18 protein-coding genes are annotated in these 15,102 nt (G+C 47.8%); 3 read left to right on the top strand and 15 right to left on the bottom strand.

Going from position 1 to position 15,102, the window contains the following annotated elements:
* Positions 1–9: 9 nt before the first annotated feature.
* The 4 genes from NR795_RS16910 to NR795_RS16895 are packed head-to-tail and all read right to left on the bottom strand — an operon-like array spanning position 10 to position 3,553.
* Positions 10–294, bottom strand: coding sequence for a YkgJ family cysteine cluster protein (locus tag NR795_RS16910; protein WP_257758815.1), 285 nt, complete (start codon positions 292–294; stop codon positions 10–12).
* 51 nt (positions 295–345) lie between these two features.
* A complete protein-coding gene (locus NR795_RS16905) occupies positions 346–1,374 on the bottom strand; it encodes a hypothetical protein (protein ID WP_257758814.1) in 1,029 nt (342 codons plus the stop codon).
* Between the two features lie 12 nt (positions 1,375–1,386).
* A complete protein-coding gene (locus NR795_RS16900) occupies positions 1,387–1,965 on the bottom strand; it encodes a hypothetical protein (protein ID WP_257758813.1) in 579 nt (192 codons plus the stop codon).
* Between the two features lie 16 nt (positions 1,966–1,981).
* Positions 1,982–3,553: a hypothetical protein gene (locus NR795_RS16895; RefSeq protein ID WP_257758812.1), complete on the bottom strand. Its 1,572-nt coding sequence runs from the start codon at positions 3,551–3,553 to the stop codon at positions 1,982–1,984.
* A 175-nt stretch (positions 3,554–3,728) separates the two neighbouring features.
* Here NR795_RS16895 and NR795_RS16890 point away from each other — a divergent pair, with 175 nt between their 5' ends.
* On the top strand, positions 3,729–4,643 hold the full coding sequence (locus NR795_RS16890) for a WYL domain-containing protein (RefSeq protein WP_257758810.1): 915 nt from the start codon (positions 3,729–3,731) through the stop codon (positions 4,641–4,643).
* Between the two features lie 284 nt (positions 4,644–4,927).
* Here the strand turns inward: NR795_RS16890 and NR795_RS16885 are convergent, their stop codons facing one another.
* The 8 genes from NR795_RS16885 to NR795_RS16850 form a co-directional block, all read right to left on the bottom strand.
* On the bottom strand, positions 4,928–6,004 hold the full coding sequence (locus NR795_RS16885; RefSeq protein ID WP_257758809.1) for a bifunctional transcriptional activator/DNA repair enzyme AdaA: 1,077 nt from the start codon (positions 6,002–6,004) through the stop codon (positions 4,928–4,930).
* Entirely contained in the window at positions 5,988–6,752 is a 765-nt protein-coding gene (locus NR795_RS16880) for an isocitrate lyase/phosphoenolpyruvate mutase family protein (RefSeq protein WP_257758808.1), read from the bottom strand. Before NR795_RS16880 ends, NR795_RS16885 begins: the two co-directional genes overlap by 17 nt.
* Positions 6,753–6,927: 175 nt before the next feature.
* The gene (locus tag NR795_RS16875; RefSeq protein ID WP_257758807.1) at positions 6,928–7,416 is read right to left on the bottom strand and encodes a DUF943 family protein; all 489 of its coding nucleotides are present in this window, start codon (positions 7,414–7,416) and stop codon (positions 6,928–6,930) included.
* Positions 7,417–7,542: 126 nt separating this feature from the next.
* On the bottom strand, positions 7,543–8,004 hold the full coding sequence (locus NR795_RS16870; protein WP_257758806.1) for a DUF943 family protein: 462 nt from the start codon (positions 8,002–8,004) through the stop codon (positions 7,543–7,545).
* Positions 8,005–8,048: 44 nt separating this feature from the next.
* The gene (locus tag NR795_RS16865) at positions 8,049–8,522 is read right to left on the bottom strand and encodes a DUF943 family protein (RefSeq protein ID WP_257758805.1); all 474 of its coding nucleotides are present in this window, start codon (positions 8,520–8,522) and stop codon (positions 8,049–8,051) included.
* Entirely contained in the window at positions 8,512–9,357 is an 846-nt protein-coding gene (locus NR795_RS16860) for a DUF3289 family protein (RefSeq protein ID WP_257758804.1), read from the bottom strand. The genes NR795_RS16865 and NR795_RS16860 overlap by 11 nt, the downstream gene beginning before the upstream one ends.
* 334 nt (positions 9,358–9,691) lie before the next feature.
* Entirely contained in the window at positions 9,692–10,171 is a 480-nt protein-coding gene (locus tag NR795_RS16855) for a DUF943 family protein (RefSeq protein WP_257758803.1), read from the bottom strand.
* A 166-nt stretch (positions 10,172–10,337) separates the two neighbouring features.
* Positions 10,338–11,201 carry a YicC/YloC family endoribonuclease gene (locus tag NR795_RS16850; protein ID WP_144818408.1) on the bottom strand — a complete coding sequence of 288 codons (864 nt, stop codon included), beginning with the start codon at positions 11,199–11,201 and terminating at the stop codon, positions 10,338–10,340.
* Positions 11,202–11,325: 124 nt separating this feature from the next.
* On the opposite strand from NR795_RS16850, the gene rph reads away from it, so the two are divergent.
* Together rph and pyrE are read left to right on the top strand one after the other, a co-directional pair.
* Positions 11,326–12,042: a ribonuclease PH gene (rph, locus tag NR795_RS16845; RefSeq protein WP_144818410.1), complete on the top strand. Its 717-nt coding sequence runs from the start codon at positions 11,326–11,328 to the stop codon at positions 12,040–12,042.
* A gap of 68 nt (positions 12,043–12,110) precedes the next feature.
* On the top strand, positions 12,111–12,752 hold the full coding sequence (pyrE, locus tag NR795_RS16840; protein WP_222889236.1) for an orotate phosphoribosyltransferase: 642 nt from the start codon (positions 12,111–12,113) through the stop codon (positions 12,750–12,752).
* A gap of 60 nt (positions 12,753–12,812) precedes the next feature.
* Here the strand turns inward: pyrE and slmA are convergent, their stop codons facing one another.
* The 3 genes from slmA to coaBC are packed head-to-tail and all read right to left on the bottom strand — an operon-like array spanning position 12,813 to position 15,096.
* Positions 12,813–13,409, bottom strand: a complete 597-nt coding sequence (gene slmA, locus NR795_RS16835; RefSeq protein WP_144818414.1) for a nucleoid occlusion factor SlmA — start codon at positions 13,407–13,409, stop codon at positions 12,813–12,815.
* Positions 13,410–13,448: 39 nt separating this feature from the next.
* The gene (gene dut, locus NR795_RS16830; RefSeq protein WP_042393343.1) at positions 13,449–13,907 is read right to left on the bottom strand and encodes a dUTP diphosphatase; all 459 of its coding nucleotides are present in this window, start codon (positions 13,905–13,907) and stop codon (positions 13,449–13,451) included.
* Entirely contained in the window at positions 13,885–15,096 is a 1,212-nt protein-coding gene (gene coaBC / locus NR795_RS16825) for a bifunctional phosphopantothenoylcysteine decarboxylase/phosphopantothenate--cysteine ligase CoaBC (RefSeq protein ID WP_257758870.1), read from the bottom strand. The genes dut and coaBC overlap by 23 nt, the downstream gene beginning before the upstream one ends.
* Between the last annotated feature and the right edge of the window lie 6 nt (positions 15,097–15,102).

Below are 15,102 nucleotides of genomic sequence, written 5' to 3'. Positions count from 1 at the left end.
TGGTTAAACCTATTTTTGCTCTTCCTCAATTAAGCGGTGGCACACTGACAGATTTAAGGCCACGAATTCCTCCCAATTGTAAAGGTGGACATAGTTTAACTGAAACTGCAGATCGACCCGACAGATATCTGGACGCCGATCGTAAATGTGGCAGCCTTTATTAACAGCATCATAGTGTCGGCAGGTACCGTCTCCCCTATCGAGAAAGCGGGTCTCCTCTGCCACATCTACATGCTGGCAGCACAGCCCGCACTGGAGGCAGGGAAAAGGTGAAAGCTTTTTTTCGCAATGCATTATCGTCACCAGCAATCAGGCTCGCCTATAGCAGCGAGCCTGATGTCACCATTACACTTCTAAATCATCCAGCTCAGCTTTCTCACCTGCTGATACGGCAGCAATATCGATGATGCGTTTTTCAGTTGAGAGCACCAGATTACCATCCTGATCGAGGATGGGGGTATCAATCATTGCTTTTAGCAGTTGCGCATACTTGACGGACATAAATACGGCTTCTTTGCTTTCCTGTGGAAAATCACGGAAGTTTTCACCGTAGTTTTCCAGCGCGTCTTTCATCTCGTGAACCGCGCCGCGCAGGCGGCCGCTGGTCAAGGAGAATACATTATTTGCAAGAGAGGTCACTTTTTCAATGGCCTGAAGTTTAGCTACCATCAATGCACCATCATCGCAGAAGGTTTTTGCCTGCTCCATATTGCTCCGGGCATTATTCAGCGCCTCTTCACCTTTGTTACCCAGAATATGACCAAAAATAGCCAACGCTGGACCCGCAACAATGCCGCCCAGTACCATCATACCGCCAGCCATACCGAAACCACCGGTTGCTAGGGAGCCACCGCCAAGCCATGCCAGAGTTGCGTTAGTGGCAGCAGCACCAGAGAGAGAAGAGATTGCCGTACCGGTACTTGCCGTAGCCAGCAGCATGGTGCCGTTATAAGCACCAAATGCTAATGCGGCACCGCTCCCCATTCCTGTCCCCAGACCCAGGCCTGCATCTTTCAGCATCTGGTAGTCCTGTTGTAGATCTGCCAACGTCGTCTTAGTGAAATCTCCTGCTTGAAGCTTTTCCAATTCGGGACTGGCAGACAGCTCGACGTTTTTGATACGGCCAAAAGTATCGATAAATTCGCTGATTACGCCGTTAAAAGCACGCAGCTTGCGTTGACCATAATCTTCAATAACGCTATTAGTCGCTTCACGACTTTGGTTAATAAGGGCGCAGGTCTCATCTACACTATTTTTCGCGCTTTGGTTAATATCTTTGGCATTGCTATGATCTTTTGCACCGCCCACGCCTTTTGCGATGCCGTAAAGGCCCGCCGCTGCGGCTACTGCACCGATAATAATTGGAATTGGCATGTTATAAATCCTCTATTCAAGAATAAGGGCAAGCGTTTTATTCATTTCACTATTCAGCGCTTCGGCGCTATTGAGCAGGTCTTTAAAAATGAAATCTGGCAGATGGTAGTGGAGCTGAATCTCCTTTAGCAGCATCCATTCAATGCTGGAAATTTGACCAGCCCGCAGTGAAAACAGGAAAAGCTGGAAGATAACGATCTTTGGCTCTGCAAGCGCGTCCGTTTTTTTAGCCTCAAGTAAGGATCTCAATACCGCAGTGGCGGCCTGAACACGACTTTCAGGTGCATCTATTTTGGCCAACGGAAACGCTTTAAGCTTTTCAATCAGCCTCTTTTCAGTTGCCGTATGCCAGTCGTGCTCGTATATGCCAATCAGCGGATAGGAGCGCGGTGAAGTATAGTGTCCCAGTTCCTCCAGCAGTTTGGTCTCCAGCTCGGTCCTTTGAATAGATAACTTACTGAGATCGGAATCGGAGGTCAGTTCTTCCTTGGTCTTACCGTCCCATAAAAAAGGGCTATTGGACAGCGACAGGAGCCTTGCAAGCTCAATTAGAAGGACCTTTTTCTCTTCAGATAGCATGTTAATAAACATAGTGGTGCCGCTTTCCTTACAGTATTAATGGCTTATCAGAGTCCATAAAGTCCTCGAACTCAGACATCGTCTGGAATTGCAGTTTTTTACCTAACAGAGTGGCAAAATCATTTATCGCAAATACAAGGTCATCAATGTTATCGGAGCCGTGAGACATGGCTTTAAAAAAACATTCTGTATCTTGACGTAACTGCGGCATTTCCCGACGGGTAAAATCGTCAAGCAGAGCTTTCTCTTTCGCTATTTGGGCTCGAGCTTCTATCTCAATAGCGCTGATACGGGCCAGCCTTTCACGAGATAAAGCCGCGCCGCGTGCAGCCTCAAGCGCGCTTTGATAAAACATGGAGGAAAGTGTGTACCCAATCATACCCCCAATGGCCGCGCCCACGACCGGAACAGGAATAACAATCTGACCTAGCGCAGCCATCATACCGCTAGAGAGCATTCCGGCTCCCTTCTCACCGACTTCCGCCAGCAGTTCGGCCTCATCGATTTCATTGTTAACATAGCGTTTAATAGATATGCCCAACGACAGACAGATATTCACTGCTAACGCCGGTGCGGTCGTACTAGAAACGGCTCGCAGCAGCTGGCTTTCAGACTGCTGCAGGCCCGCTTTTATAGCAGAGCCAGCAAACGCGGTTCCATAGCCTAAAGCCGCTGCTTTTGCCGTATCGATGGCAACATCCTGAATTGCTTCGCCAAGTTCTTTTTTTTGCTGTGCCACGTTAAAGAGGTTTACGACCAGCGAGATTGTTCCGCCGACAGCCGCACCTGATTTCGCGCCTTCTAACCCTGCACGATGGCTGGTACGTGCGATGTCCATGGCTGTTGCGAGCTTAGGGTGCTCACGATAGTAAATAGCCTGTTCGGTGGTCAGGCCACTATCACAGACGTTATCAGCGAGCTGGTCATAATTTCCCGCTTCATGACGAAGCTTGGCGGCAACCTCAGTTTTGCCCTGTGCTTCAACTTTGTTTGCCTGCTCACGCAGCATAGTGGCTTTATTACGACAAAATGTTGCAGCACCCTCATATTGCTCAGAGGGCAATTCCAGTTTAACGCCGCGATAGCGAGCAAACTTACCGTCGTCCTTAGCGATATCGCTGAAAAGCCCATCCCTGTCGGTCACAAATTTCATTTGGCTCTGAGAGCCTTCGATAATAGTACCATCCAGGATCTGCACGCGGTCGACGACGTTGTGGTTTCTACCATACTCTGGCAAATCGTCGCTACGCACGGTGCGCGCTGGGGTGCGATTGATAATAGCTTCTGCATTGTCCCGGCTGGTAGTGGCGATTTCAGCAGAAAAGCCCGCCTGCTGCTTAATATTCTGCGCTGCGTAATCGGGGTTAACCTTATGTTTTGCAACGTCAGCCAGACCTTTAGCCATTTTCTGGCCGGTTTCGTTATTGACGCCGCGATAGCCTTTCAAATATTCAGCGCCTGCGCTGCCGAAGCGTTCTATCACTTCACCTTCTGCCAGAGCAGTGGCAGTACGAAATTGATCACGTCCAATTTCATGCCGATTGTATTGGCTTTTAGCCGTTTCAGAAAAGGGCGAGGAGCAATCATCTTTTTTGTTCATATAACATCCTGATCAGCTGTATTCGCTTATTATTTTGTTAAGGACGAGATATCGTGCCATTACTATTTAAGGCGATTAATTGATAGACACATATCAGTAATGTGTATCTAGAATATGAAGCCTGTATACTCTTTACCATACTGTATAGATAAACATGTCGCATTTTGGAGCAGATATGACACTGAGTTCACTCTCATGGGAACAGAATCAACGCTTTCGTTTTCTGGAGATCGTGCTGTTTTGGGAGGGGTGTCTTAACACTCACTATCTGTGTAACGCTTTTAATATTGGGCGTCAGCAAGCATCCAGAGATATTAATCGTTACATCAGTGAAGTATCACCTGATGGGCTGTTTTACGATCGACACGCGAAAACCTATAAGCCAACCGCTTGTTTTACGCCACGCTTCATTAAGGGTACTGCTGATGAATATTTGCATTTACTTCAGGGTAAAAAACCGCAGTATGAACGTCAGGACGAGGCAAAGAACTTGCCGCTGATTGACCTGCGTGACGGCCATATAACTATACTTGATGTCCCACCGCGGCATATCGCCCCCTCTATTATTCGCGGCCTTGTTCAGGCGGCACGTCATCAGCTCAGGGTCGATGTAGACTATATCTCGTTAAATTCAGGCGACCAAGTTGGCCGCAATATTGTCCCCCATACACTTGTATATGATGGCATACGCTGGCACGTACGGGCATATTGTGAGAAGAAAAAGGATTATCTCGACTTTGTTATGAGTCGCTTTCGCGGCGTACCCGATCTTCTTGGTAAATCTGAACACGGCCTCAACGGCGATGTTGAATGGAATACGTGGTTAAGTGCAGTTGTGGTACCCAACCCCTTCCTTAGCGTAACGCAACAGGGCATTATTGCTAGCGACTATGCGATGGCACAAGAAGAGCTAATAATTTCTCAACGTATCCCGTTAATGCACTATGCCCTACAACGATTACAGGTAAACTATGATGGAGGATATGAAGAAAACCCGCAGCTTCACCCCTTGGTATTAGCCAATCGTGATGAGCTGATTGCCCATGGCTGTAGCTTTAAGCTTAAAAACGCCGATTTACACGGCTTATAAGCTGAACTGTTATAGATAGCATTAATACAGCCCCTATTAATAATGATTTTATCGGGTTAAGATATTTCAGGAGGTCTAAACACCTACCCAATATTATGAGCCTGCTTGCTCAGCACTCTGAGTTCGATGGCGAAAGCCGTGATATCGCATTGATAGAATTCGATTTGGCAATGTCGACTCGCGGTGAAAGACCTATATGATAAATTTCAGGTGGTGGCCCCGGCCTTTTTAACGTGCGCGTTGCAAGTAATAAGTGGAAAAGGTCAGGGTCTTTACGCAGCCAGCTATAAGATACAGTGCTTGTCAGGCGTTATCTTGCTTGAGGATTTTTCGTGATTAATCAACCATATCTTACGTGCAACACCGCCACCGTAGCCCGTCATGGAAGCATCTTTGCCAATAACCCGATGACAGGGGATGATAATAGCCACCCTATTCGCGCCACAAGCCGATGCTACTGCACGCGTAGCCATAGGGTTACCAATATCTACCGCAACCGCTTGGTAATGGGTTGTCTCGCCATAAGAAACCCTCTGCAAACCTTGCCAGACGCTACGCTGAAATTCGCTGCCTGGCGTATCTAACGCTACGCTGAAATGTTGCCGTTGACCCGCGAAATACTCGCCAATTTCTTTCTCTGCCTGGCGAGTATGGCTGTTTTCCCCCGCAATGATATTTGCATTAAACAGACGTTGTAGATCGCTGAACTCCGTCTCTAATGCTCGCCTGTCAACAAACTCCAGCAGACAAATACCGCGATCGGTGGCGCATACAAACATGGGTCCCAGGGGAGTCGTAAATCGATGGATCAAAATAACCTGACGGTGCTTGCTGGGCGCCGATCCGGTCAACTTCTTGCACGTATAGCCAAAGCCGCTAAGGGAATCATAACCACTGTCGAACGCGACATCCGTCGTTGAGCGGCCCGCTTTTAGCTCTTGCAGCGCCACATTAACACGCTGCATACGCTGAAATGCCTGAAAGGTCATTCCATGGTTTTGCAGAAACCAGCGTCGTACTCGCTCTGGGCTAATATTATGCTGGCGCAGTTCGGCATCGCTGATGCGCTCTTTTGGCGTTTCCCGAACCAGCTGTAACGCTTGCTCAATAAAGTCGGGCGCAGCAAAAGCATTCTGCGTTGGACGACAAATTTTGCACGGGCGGAATCCGGCGCTGAGTGCCGACTTGAAATCCTGATAAAATTCGACGTTTTCCCGCTTGGGTTTGCGTGCCCGGCAAACTGAGATACAGAATACGCCGGTCGTTTTAACCCCGACAAAAAAGACGCCGGTATACTCGACCGAACGGGCAAGTAACGCCTGATACCACATGTCACACTGAGCGCTATCGGTTATTTTCATGGCTAAAAATGTCCACAAAGTTTTGATTTTGCTGAACCTTACTGAGCAGCTCTTTTAACCTGGACTGCGTTGCCGCATGGATAAAATTGCCCATAGAGATACGCCTTACCCCGAGTGAAGCCAGAGTGGCGAAATCTGGTATCATCGGCATACACATAACGTTTAAAGGCAGAGTAACATGCTGAGCCAGTGCAGCAATGCTATCAGGTTGTGTGACACCGGGGACAAAAAAACCATTTGCACCACGCGCCGCATATAGCTGGCCACGATAAATTGTCTGCTCAAGCGTATCTTCTACGTTGAGTAAAAACGTATCGGTTCGCACATTAATAAACATGCCCGGGCAGGCTTCGGTGATTTCCTGAAGTCTGTCCGCAAAGGCGTGTGCGTCATCGAGGCTTCGTACACCGTTCACCACATGACTATCTTCAAGATTTATGCCGATAACGCCTGCCTGAGCCAGACAGCGGATATTTTCAATAATGCGGCTCGTCGTATTGCCATAACCTGCTTCCAGGTCAACGCTTAACGGGAGAGCTGTAACTGCTTTAATGCGAGTAACGATAAAAAGCAGTTCGTCGAAATGCATACCTTCGCCGTCTTCATATCCAAGCAGGCTGGCAATAGCGGCGCTGGACGTACCCAGCGCGTGATACCCAGCCTGCTGTGCAGCCAGAGCGCTGCTGGCATCCCAGACGTTGGCGATAAGCAGGGGGTGGTTTTGATGATGAAGCGCGTTGAAATCCATGATGCTCTCCGGGTGTGGTAGTGCAGGAGAGTGTGTGGTTTTACCCACCTCTCTCACAACCGAAAAGTGGACGACTATTTTTTAAGTATTGCGGTAAGCAAGGCTATTAAAGGGAAATAAATTCTACAATTAGCTCTAATAATTTTGGATTGGCTTTGTTCTAATTAAAAAATGTTTAATCAGATTCGTCTTTCACTAATTCTCCTTTTTTGTTTATTCGGTATTCGTCATTGGGAGTGATAAAAGAAATTCCTGAGCTCTTAGTATAAGTGATATAAAGAATCATATTTTTATCTATACAGTTTTTGGGGGATTTAAGATCAGCAAAACAAAATCTGTCATCCTTACTTTCATCACCTTGTTCTTTATAACCTTCTCCGAAATCCCAAACAACGATGCCAAAATCTCCATCTGAATCTGGTTTAGGGATGTCATAATGGTTTTTAAGCATCTTTGAGTTTTTTAACCACCAGTTTATTTGTCCTTTAGCAGTGATTGGGAAATCTTTTACTAAAAGATAACTATAGCTGCCGTCTTTATGAACATCGACAATATCCACCGGACGTAGCGATCGCCAGAGAAGATAAGCTATCACTACGGAAATGACTAAAGATATTGTGAGGAGCGTTTTATTATTTTTCTTTTTATTGATAATTTCCACCATTGTTATTTAATCCTATTTTCAAAAAGAGCAAGTTTTGCTAAAATAAATAATTTCTCAGAGGAAGTCTCTTGGTGTATAAGTAAATATAATGAGTGGTGAGCTTGTAATATCAAAAAATTAATTTGATTAGTCTTTAATTTTTTTTAGTTCACCCTCTCTTTCCATGCGATATACCCCATCATAAACCGTAAATAATATCGAGCCATCTCTATCATTTTCGACAGAGAAAACCGCAGTTTTATCTATGCAATTTTTAGGTGGCTTCATGTCAGCAAAGCACCGGCGGTCATATTTACCTAGCTTTTTATAACCTTCGCCAAAATCCCAAAAATTTATGTAGAAATTGCCATTCTCTCCCGGCCTTGGGATGTTATATTTATTTTTTAATAGTTCTTTATTCTTAAGCCACCATTTGATTTTCCCCGCATCCGTTATTGGGAAATTTTTTACTAGAACCTCACTAAAATTTTCTTCCTGGTGAACGGCTATAATTTTTACTGAAGTTGAGTCTGACCATGAAACATAGCTTGCCAAAGTGAGAAGAGATAGTGAAAGCACAATTAAACTAACTTTTAAATTTTTTCCCATAATAAATTATAGAGGTTGTCAACACCCGCCTTTGTTTTAAATTTTTAATTAGATTTCATTTTTACTAATGCACCATCTTTTTTTATTCGATATATTGCGTGGTCAGTAACAAACGATATGCCTGTGTCCTTACCAGAGCTTATATAAAATAATTTTCTTTTGTCAATACAGTTTTTGGGAGGCAAAAGATCAGAAAAACAAAATCTATCATCTTTGCTTTCATCACCTTTTTCTTTGTAACCATTTCCAAAATCCCAGAAAATTACTGTGAAACTCTTCTGTGATTCAGATTGGGGAACGTTATAATGAATTTTTATTGTTTTTTCATTTTCTAGCCACCAATTTATCTTTCCTTTATCTGTAAGAGGGAAGCTTTTCACTAGAATATGGCTAATATCACCATCTTTATGAACATCAACGATTTTTACTGGCCGTAATAATAACCAGAAAAGATAGCCCAGCGTTATGCAGGTTAGAGATGATAAAATGTAAGTATTTTTTTTATTCTTAAAGTTCATTCGCGCTTCCAACAATTTCTATATCAGTTTCTATATTGGTTATAAAAGGCTTGAATCCGAATAAATTGTATCGTTGAAGTATAAACCAAATACGGAAAAATCGAAATTGGCTGAATTTATTTTTCATAATGTCATCGTCATCTAATCCAAAGTGATCCTGCACTTTGTAATGTACCACCGCTTGATAAGAATTATTATCAATATGAAGTGATTTAATTGTGATCTGCGTTGCCCACGTGTCATGAACAGTAATACCCATGCCATTAAAGTTATCCTGGAATCTGTCAAATTTAGGGAGTATGCCGGAGCTAATAGCATTATATAGTTGCACTTTCTGACTTTCTGGAAAGATCCTTCTACTCCAATCTATTTTATCAAAAATAGTTTTTTTTAGTGACAATCGAGTACTATTGTATTGTGAACTATCATTAACAATAATCTCCTTCAACGCCCTGTCCAGCAACATATCACGGAAAGGTGCGCCGTTGCCATACTGCATGTGCGTAATCATTTTATCGATCAGGTGCCGATAGGGGCTAAACAGAGCAAACATGCGGGAAAGGTGGCGGAATTCATCAAAAAGAATTCTGGCGCACTGCTGCGGAGTCATTTTAGCCATATCGCCTCGATAACCATACGGCATCAGCTGTGACTGGCTGAAAGGTATAACCTTGGTCAATGTATAAGGATTGACGCGGGTAGACACATTTTCCAAATGGTAGTGTTTTCTGAGTTGTGCTTCGGTTAAGTCCCCATAGCGCATGTCTCTGGCCCCGTAGTCATCCATCCATTTCTGAGTTTTGAAGATGGTACACGGGAATTGAAGGGCAGTCATAATGTTAACTTCCTTGTACTGGTATCTCTGTATGTAAATAACACACGTTTAACAAATAGAACGTGGTGTTGGATGAGCAATGCATTCCCGGCAGCTTACCCTAAGCGTTATTTTTAATATGAATTATTAGTGCGGTTTTTTTTGTTAATTGTGGCGCTGAAATAGCATGTCGCCATCTGTATTAGTAATAGATGGCGTAACAAGACTCATTGCTTATGATGTGGAAGCCATCTCTCGATGTGCTAAATCCATTACGTATTCTAGTTATAGCTTTACATAGTAAATCTAACAACTATACTTTAAACACTCGAATAACAAGGTATGACAATCTCTGTTATTTAATTGTTGTCTTAAATCTTTCACCGTCAATAAGTTCACCGGAAGGTTTTCGATAGTATTCATTACCATCAAGTCTATAATAAATGTAGCCATCTTTTGCTTTGATGATGTCTATTATCCAGTTTTCCTTGTCTATACAATTTTCTTCTGCTTTTATGTCATTGAAACATAGTAAATAATCAATATCATGGTCTGGAAACCACCCTGAATTCTTCGGAGTAAGTTTTTGATATTTACCGTCGAAATTCCAGACCGAAACATAGTATGTCTGAGAGGATGAGATTAATTTAACACCATTATTATCCCACCACTTAATTTTATTACTGTCAGTAAAAGGCATGTTTTTAATTAGTAAGTCTTTATTAGAACCAAGGCCATGAATGGCAAGGACCTTTGGAGTCTTAAAAGACAGCATATAAAATAATTGTATTATCACCAATGTAACAATAAAAACTATAAATATTCTGACTTTCATCCATTTCTCCCGCTAATTATTCCGAACTGTGATTGCATATTGATAAAAAATATTAAAAAAACTAAATCAGTTGATCCAATCAATGATTAGATTCATTAGTAGAAATCAAAATGCAAAAAAGCCCATTTAACATGGGCTTGTAGAAGCTATAGGTTTGGAGTGAACATCACTCAATATTCTGAATCTGCTCGCGCATCTGCTCGATCAGCACCTTCAGCTCAATAGCAGAGGTGGTGATATCAGCATTGATAGACTTTGATGCCAGGGTGTTCGACTCGCGGTTGAACTCCTGCATCATAAAGTCCAGGCGGCGGCCTACTGCCTCTTTCTTCTTCAGAATGTTGTAGGTCTCTTTAACGTGCGCGTCGAGGCGATCCAGCTCTTCAGCGACGTCGATGCGCTGAGCCATCAGTACCAGCTCCTGCTCAAGACGGTTGTTCTCCAGCTGCACCTGAGCATCTTCCAGCTTGGCAACCAGACGCTCGCGCTGCCACTTCAGCACTTCCGGCATCTGGGCGCGTACTTTGGTGACTTCCGCGCTAACGCCTTCCAGACGCTGCTCGATCAGGCCCTTCAGCGCCTGGCCTTCGGTCTCGCGGGCAACAATAAAGTCATCCAGCGCGCCGTCCAGCGCAGAGAGGATCTCAGCGGCAATCGCGTCCAGATCCTGCTCCTGTGCGGCCATCACGCCCGGCCAGCGCAGAATATCAACCGGGTTAATTTCACCCTCGTCGCTCTGCATTTTGACCCAGTTCGCGGCTGTGACCAGCTGCTTGGCCAATTTTTCATTGAGAATCAGCTCGCTTTGCGCGCTAACGTCTGGCTCAAAGCGCAGGTTACATTCGATTTTACCGCGGGTCAGACGGGTGCGGATACGCTCGCGTACTACAGGCTCAAGGCTGCGGAACTGCTCCGGCAGGCGAAACCAGGTTTCAAGATAACGCTGGTTAACCGAGCGCAGTTCCCAGACTGCGCTGCCCCATTCACCCTTGATTTCACGCCGGGCGTAGGCTGTCATACTGCGGATCATAGACGTTCCTGTTTTTAAAGAGGAGATGGGGGGATTATAGCTTTCGGGGCCTTCTCAAGATAGGAATAAGCGTATTTAGTCCGTATAATGCGCAGCCACATTCGTAAAAGCCGGAGAAATCATCATGCGTCCAGCAGGCCGTAGCGCTAATCAGGTGCGTCCCGTCACCCTGACCCGAAACTATACAAAACACGCTGAAGGTGCCGTGCTGGTTGAATTCGGTGACACTAAAGTTCTGTGTACCGCCTCTATTGATGAAGGCGTGCCGCGTTTTCTGAAAGGCCAGGGTCAGGGGTGGATCACCGCTGAGTATGGCATGCTGCCGCGCGCTACCCATACCCGTAACGCGCGTGAAGCCGCCAAGGGCAAGCAGGGTGGCCGTACGCTGGAGATCCAGCGTCTGATCGCCCGCTCTCTGCGCGCTGCCGTAGACTTAAAAGCGCTGGGTGAGTTCACCATTACCCTCGACTGCGACGTCATCCAGGCCGACGGCGGTACCCGTACCGCCTCCATTACCGGCGCATGCGTGGCGCTGGCAGATGCGCTGAACAAGCTGGTCGCCGCGGGTAAGCTGAAGACCAACCCAATGAAAGGCATGGTGGCGGCGGTCTCCGTAGGCATCGTCAACGGCGAAGCGCTGTGCGATCTGGAGTATGTTGAAGACTCCGCCGCCGAAACCGATATGAACGTGGTGATGACCGAAGATGGCCGCATGATCGAGGTGCAGGGCACCGCCGAGGGCGAGCCGTTCACCCATGAGGAGCTGCTCTCGCTACTGGCGCTGGCCAGAGGGGGGATTGAATCCATCGTAGCGGCGCAAAAAGCGGCGTTAGAAAATTGATTTGATTTTAAGGGCGACGTAGTCGCCCTTCTTTTTGTCTGTCATAAAGTGAGAAAAGGAGCGAATCCATGAAACCCTATCAGCGCCAGTTTATTGAGTTTGCGCTTAACAAGCAGGTACTTAAGTTCGGCGAGTTTACGCTGAAATCCGGGCGTAAAAGCCCCTATTTCTTCAATGCCGGGCTGTTTAATACCGGGCGCGATCTGGCATTGTTAGGCCGTTTCTATGCCGAAGCGTTGGTGGATTCCGGTATCGATTTCGATCTGCTGTTTGGCCCTGCCTATAAAGGTATTCCGATTGCGACCACCACGGCGGTCGCGCTGGCGGAGCACCACGAGCGCGACGTGCCTTACTGCTTTAACCGTAAAGAGGCCAAAGACCACGGCGAGGGCGGCAATCTGGTTGGTAGCGCGCTGCAGGGCCGCGTGATGCTGGTAGATGACGTGATCACTGCCGGAACGGCGATCCGTGAGTCGATGGAGATTATCCAGGCTAATAGCGCAACGCTGGCTGGCGTGTTGATCTCCCTTGACCGGCAGGAGCGCGGACGCGGCGATATCTCGGCGATTCAGGAGGTCGAGCGTGACTACGGCTGCAAGGTGATTTCGATCATCACCCTGAAGGATCTGATTGCCTATCTGGAAGAGCGCCCGGAGATGGCGAACCATCTGGCGTCGGTGCAGGCGTATCGGGAAGAGTTTGGGGTATAAGCGTTAAATAGCCCGGTCGCGCGAATGCGGACCGGGCTTACGGATCGCCAGGCTACGGGATTAATGTAGCTGGGCCACCATCAGCGGCCAGCGGATGTCAAAGTCGTCCGTGGGCCGATATTTGAACTCGCTGCGTACAAAGCGCGACAGCATACCTTCACACTGGGCCAGCAGCTGGCTCGCCAGCAGCGTTTCATCCACGGTAAAGCCCTCACCCTCGCGCATCTTCCGCTCGCGCAGAACCTGCCGCAGCTGCGATTCAATCCGCTCAAATAGCTGGTTAATACGGCTCTGTAAGCGATCCTGTTCAAACATCAGCGCGTGACCGGTGAGGATCCGCGTTAGTCCAGGATTGCGTTCACCAAAGCCTAAAATCAGCTGAATGATAAGCCGCAGGCGTGCCAGCGTATCTTTCTCATCTTTTAGGATTAAGTTGATACGCGTCGTCAAGCTATCTTCGATAAACTCGATCAAGCTGTCAAACATGCGCGTTTTGCTTGGAAAATGACGATAAAGAGCTGCTTCGGAGACGCCAACCGACGCCGCCAGCTTGGCCGTGGTAATGCGTTGACTGCCATCGCTGGATTCAAGCATAAGTGCCAGAGACTGAAGTATTTCTTCGCGACGATTCCTTTTCGCGGTTTGTTTTTCTGCCATCTTTTAGACGCATCCTGGATGATATAAGGACGAGGCGACCTACTGACGCCCGGAATGGCCGAAGCCGCCTTCACCACGTTCAGAGCTGTCAAACTCTTCTACCAGGTTGAACTCTGCCTGCACCACCGGCACAAATACCATCTGTGCAATACGTTCGCCCGGCTCAATCGTGAAGCTCTCCTTGCCGCGGTTCCAGACCGACACCATCAGCTGCCCCTGGTAATCTGAATCAATCAGACCAACCAGATTGCCCAGCACCACGCCATGCTTATGGCCGAGGCCCGAGCGCGGTAAAATCACGGCGGCCAGCGACGGATCGGCGATGTGAATAGCCAGGCCCGTCGGCAGCAGCGTGGTTGCGCCCGGAGCCAGCTCTACGGCGTCATCAAGACAGGCTCGCAGGTCAAGACCGGCAGAGCCGGAGGTGGCGTAGGTTGGCAGCGGAAACGCTTTGCCAACGCGCGGGTCCATAATTTTAACGTCGATTTTTTTCATCATAACGGGTAACGATCTCGTCCAGTAGTAGTTGTCCCAGAAGTGCTTTGCGCTCAAGCGGCAGGACTTTATCGCCATCCTGCCAGAAAAGGTGTAATGCGTTGCTGTCGCTATTAAACCCTTGATTTTCATCAGATACGTCATTGGCGCAGATCAGATCAAGGTTTTTGCGGATACGTTTTTGCCGGGCGTATTCTTCCACATTATTTGTTTCGGCGGCAAACCCTACCACGTAGGGGCGGTTCGTACTCAGCGCCGCAACGCCGGCAACGATATCCGGGTTTTTAACCATTTTTATTGTAATTTCATCGCCTTGCTTTTTGATCTTCTCATCGGCAACGGCGGCGGCACGGTAGTCAGCAACGGCAGCACAGCCGATAAAAATCTGCTGCGACTGAACCTGATCCTGTACGGCGGCTTCCATCTCCAGCGCGGTCACCACATCGACACGCTTCACCCCTGCCGGCGTCGGCAGCGCCACCGGGCCGCTCACCAGCGTCACGTTCGCGCCGAGGCGGGCAGCGGCAGCGGCAATGGCGAAGCCCATCTTGCCGGAGCTTTTATTGGTGATGTAGCGCACCGGATCCAGCAGCTCCTGCGTTGGACCTGCGGTAATCATGATATTCAGATGTTGCAGTGTTTTGACAGGCGAAAAGTGCGCTGCGGCCAAATCGACGATAGCCAGCGGATCGAGCATTCGGCCTGGGCCCACGTCACCACAGGCCTGGCTGCCGCTGTCCGGCCCCCACAGCAGCAGGCCACGTGCGGCCAGTACGCTGAGGTTATGCTGTGTGGCGGCGTTGCGGTACATCTGCTGGTTCATCGCCGGTACTACCGCGACGGGCGATGGGGTGGCAAGGCAGATGGTTGTGACCAGATCGTTAGCCATGCCGGCGGCCACGCGGGCGATCAGATCGGCGGTTGCCGGGGCGAGGATCACCAGGTCAGCCCACTTGCCCAGCTCAATATGTCCCATTGCCGCTTCGGCAGCCGGATCCAGCAGGCTATCGGAAACCGGATAGCCCGACACCGCCTGCAGGCTTAGGGGGGTAATAAAGGCTTTGGCACCCTCTGTCATTGCCACACGCACCTCTGCGCCGCGATCGCGCAGACGACGCACCAGCTCCGGCGTTTTGTAGGCAGCAATGCCGCCGCTCACGCCAAGAACGATTTTTTTACCGGCCAGGCTCATCATGAT

The organism is Pseudescherichia sp. L3 (assembly GCF_024656065.1).
Taxonomy (GTDB): domain Bacteria; phylum Pseudomonadota; class Gammaproteobacteria; order Enterobacterales; family Enterobacteriaceae; genus Pseudescherichia.
Note: the sequence above shows the minus strand (reverse complement) of the source record. Positions and strands in the feature narration are given on the sequence as shown.

Coding starts and splice junctions, on each gene's coding strand:
- NR795_RS16910 (WP_257758815.1), bottom strand. CDS start 294: ATGCATTGCGAAAAAAAGCTTTCACCTTTTCCCTGCCTCCAGTGCGGG.
- NR795_RS16905 (WP_257758814.1), bottom strand. CDS start 1,374: ATGCCAATTCCAATTATTATCGGTGCAGTAGCCGCAGCGGCGGGCCTT.
- NR795_RS16900 (WP_257758813.1), bottom strand. CDS start 1,965: ATGTTTATTAACATGCTATCTGAAGAGAAAAAGGTCCTTCTAATTGAG.
- NR795_RS16895 (WP_257758812.1), bottom strand. CDS start 3,553: ATGAACAAAAAAGATGATTGCTCCTCGCCCTTTTCTGAAACGGCTAAA.
- NR795_RS16890 (WP_257758810.1), top strand. CDS start 3,729: ATGACACTGAGTTCACTCTCATGGGAACAGAATCAACGCTTTCGTTTT.
- NR795_RS16885 (WP_257758809.1), bottom strand. CDS start 6,004: ATGAAAATAACCGATAGCGCTCAGTGTGACATGTGGTATCAGGCGTTA.
- NR795_RS16880 (WP_257758808.1), bottom strand. CDS start 6,752: ATGGATTTCAACGCGCTTCATCATCAAAACCACCCCCTGCTTATCGCC.
- NR795_RS16875 (WP_257758807.1), bottom strand. CDS start 7,416: ATGGTGGAAATTATCAATAAAAAGAAAAATAATAAAACGCTCCTCACA.
- NR795_RS16870 (WP_257758806.1), bottom strand. CDS start 8,004: ATGGGAAAAAATTTAAAAGTTAGTTTAATTGTGCTTTCACTATCTCTT.
- NR795_RS16865 (WP_257758805.1), bottom strand. CDS start 8,522: ATGAACTTTAAGAATAAAAAAAATACTTACATTTTATCATCTCTAACC.
- NR795_RS16860 (WP_257758804.1), bottom strand. CDS start 9,357: ATGACTGCCCTTCAATTCCCGTGTACCATCTTCAAAACTCAGAAATGG.
- NR795_RS16855 (WP_257758803.1), bottom strand. CDS start 10,171: ATGAAAGTCAGAATATTTATAGTTTTTATTGTTACATTGGTGATAATA.
- NR795_RS16850 (WP_144818408.1), bottom strand. CDS start 11,201: ATGATCCGCAGTATGACAGCCTACGCCCGGCGTGAAATCAAGGGTGAA.
- rph (WP_144818410.1), top strand. CDS start 11,326: ATGCGTCCAGCAGGCCGTAGCGCTAATCAGGTGCGTCCCGTCACCCTG.
- pyrE (WP_222889236.1), top strand. CDS start 12,111: ATGAAACCCTATCAGCGCCAGTTTATTGAGTTTGCGCTTAACAAGCAG.
- slmA (WP_144818414.1), bottom strand. CDS start 13,409: ATGGCAGAAAAACAAACCGCGAAAAGGAATCGTCGCGAAGAAATACTT.
- dut (WP_042393343.1), bottom strand. CDS start 13,907: ATGATGAAAAAAATCGACGTTAAAATTATGGACCCGCGCGTTGGCAAA.
- coaBC (WP_257758870.1), bottom strand. CDS start 15,096: ATGAGCCTGGCCGGTAAAAAAATCGTTCTTGGCGTGAGCGGCGGCATT.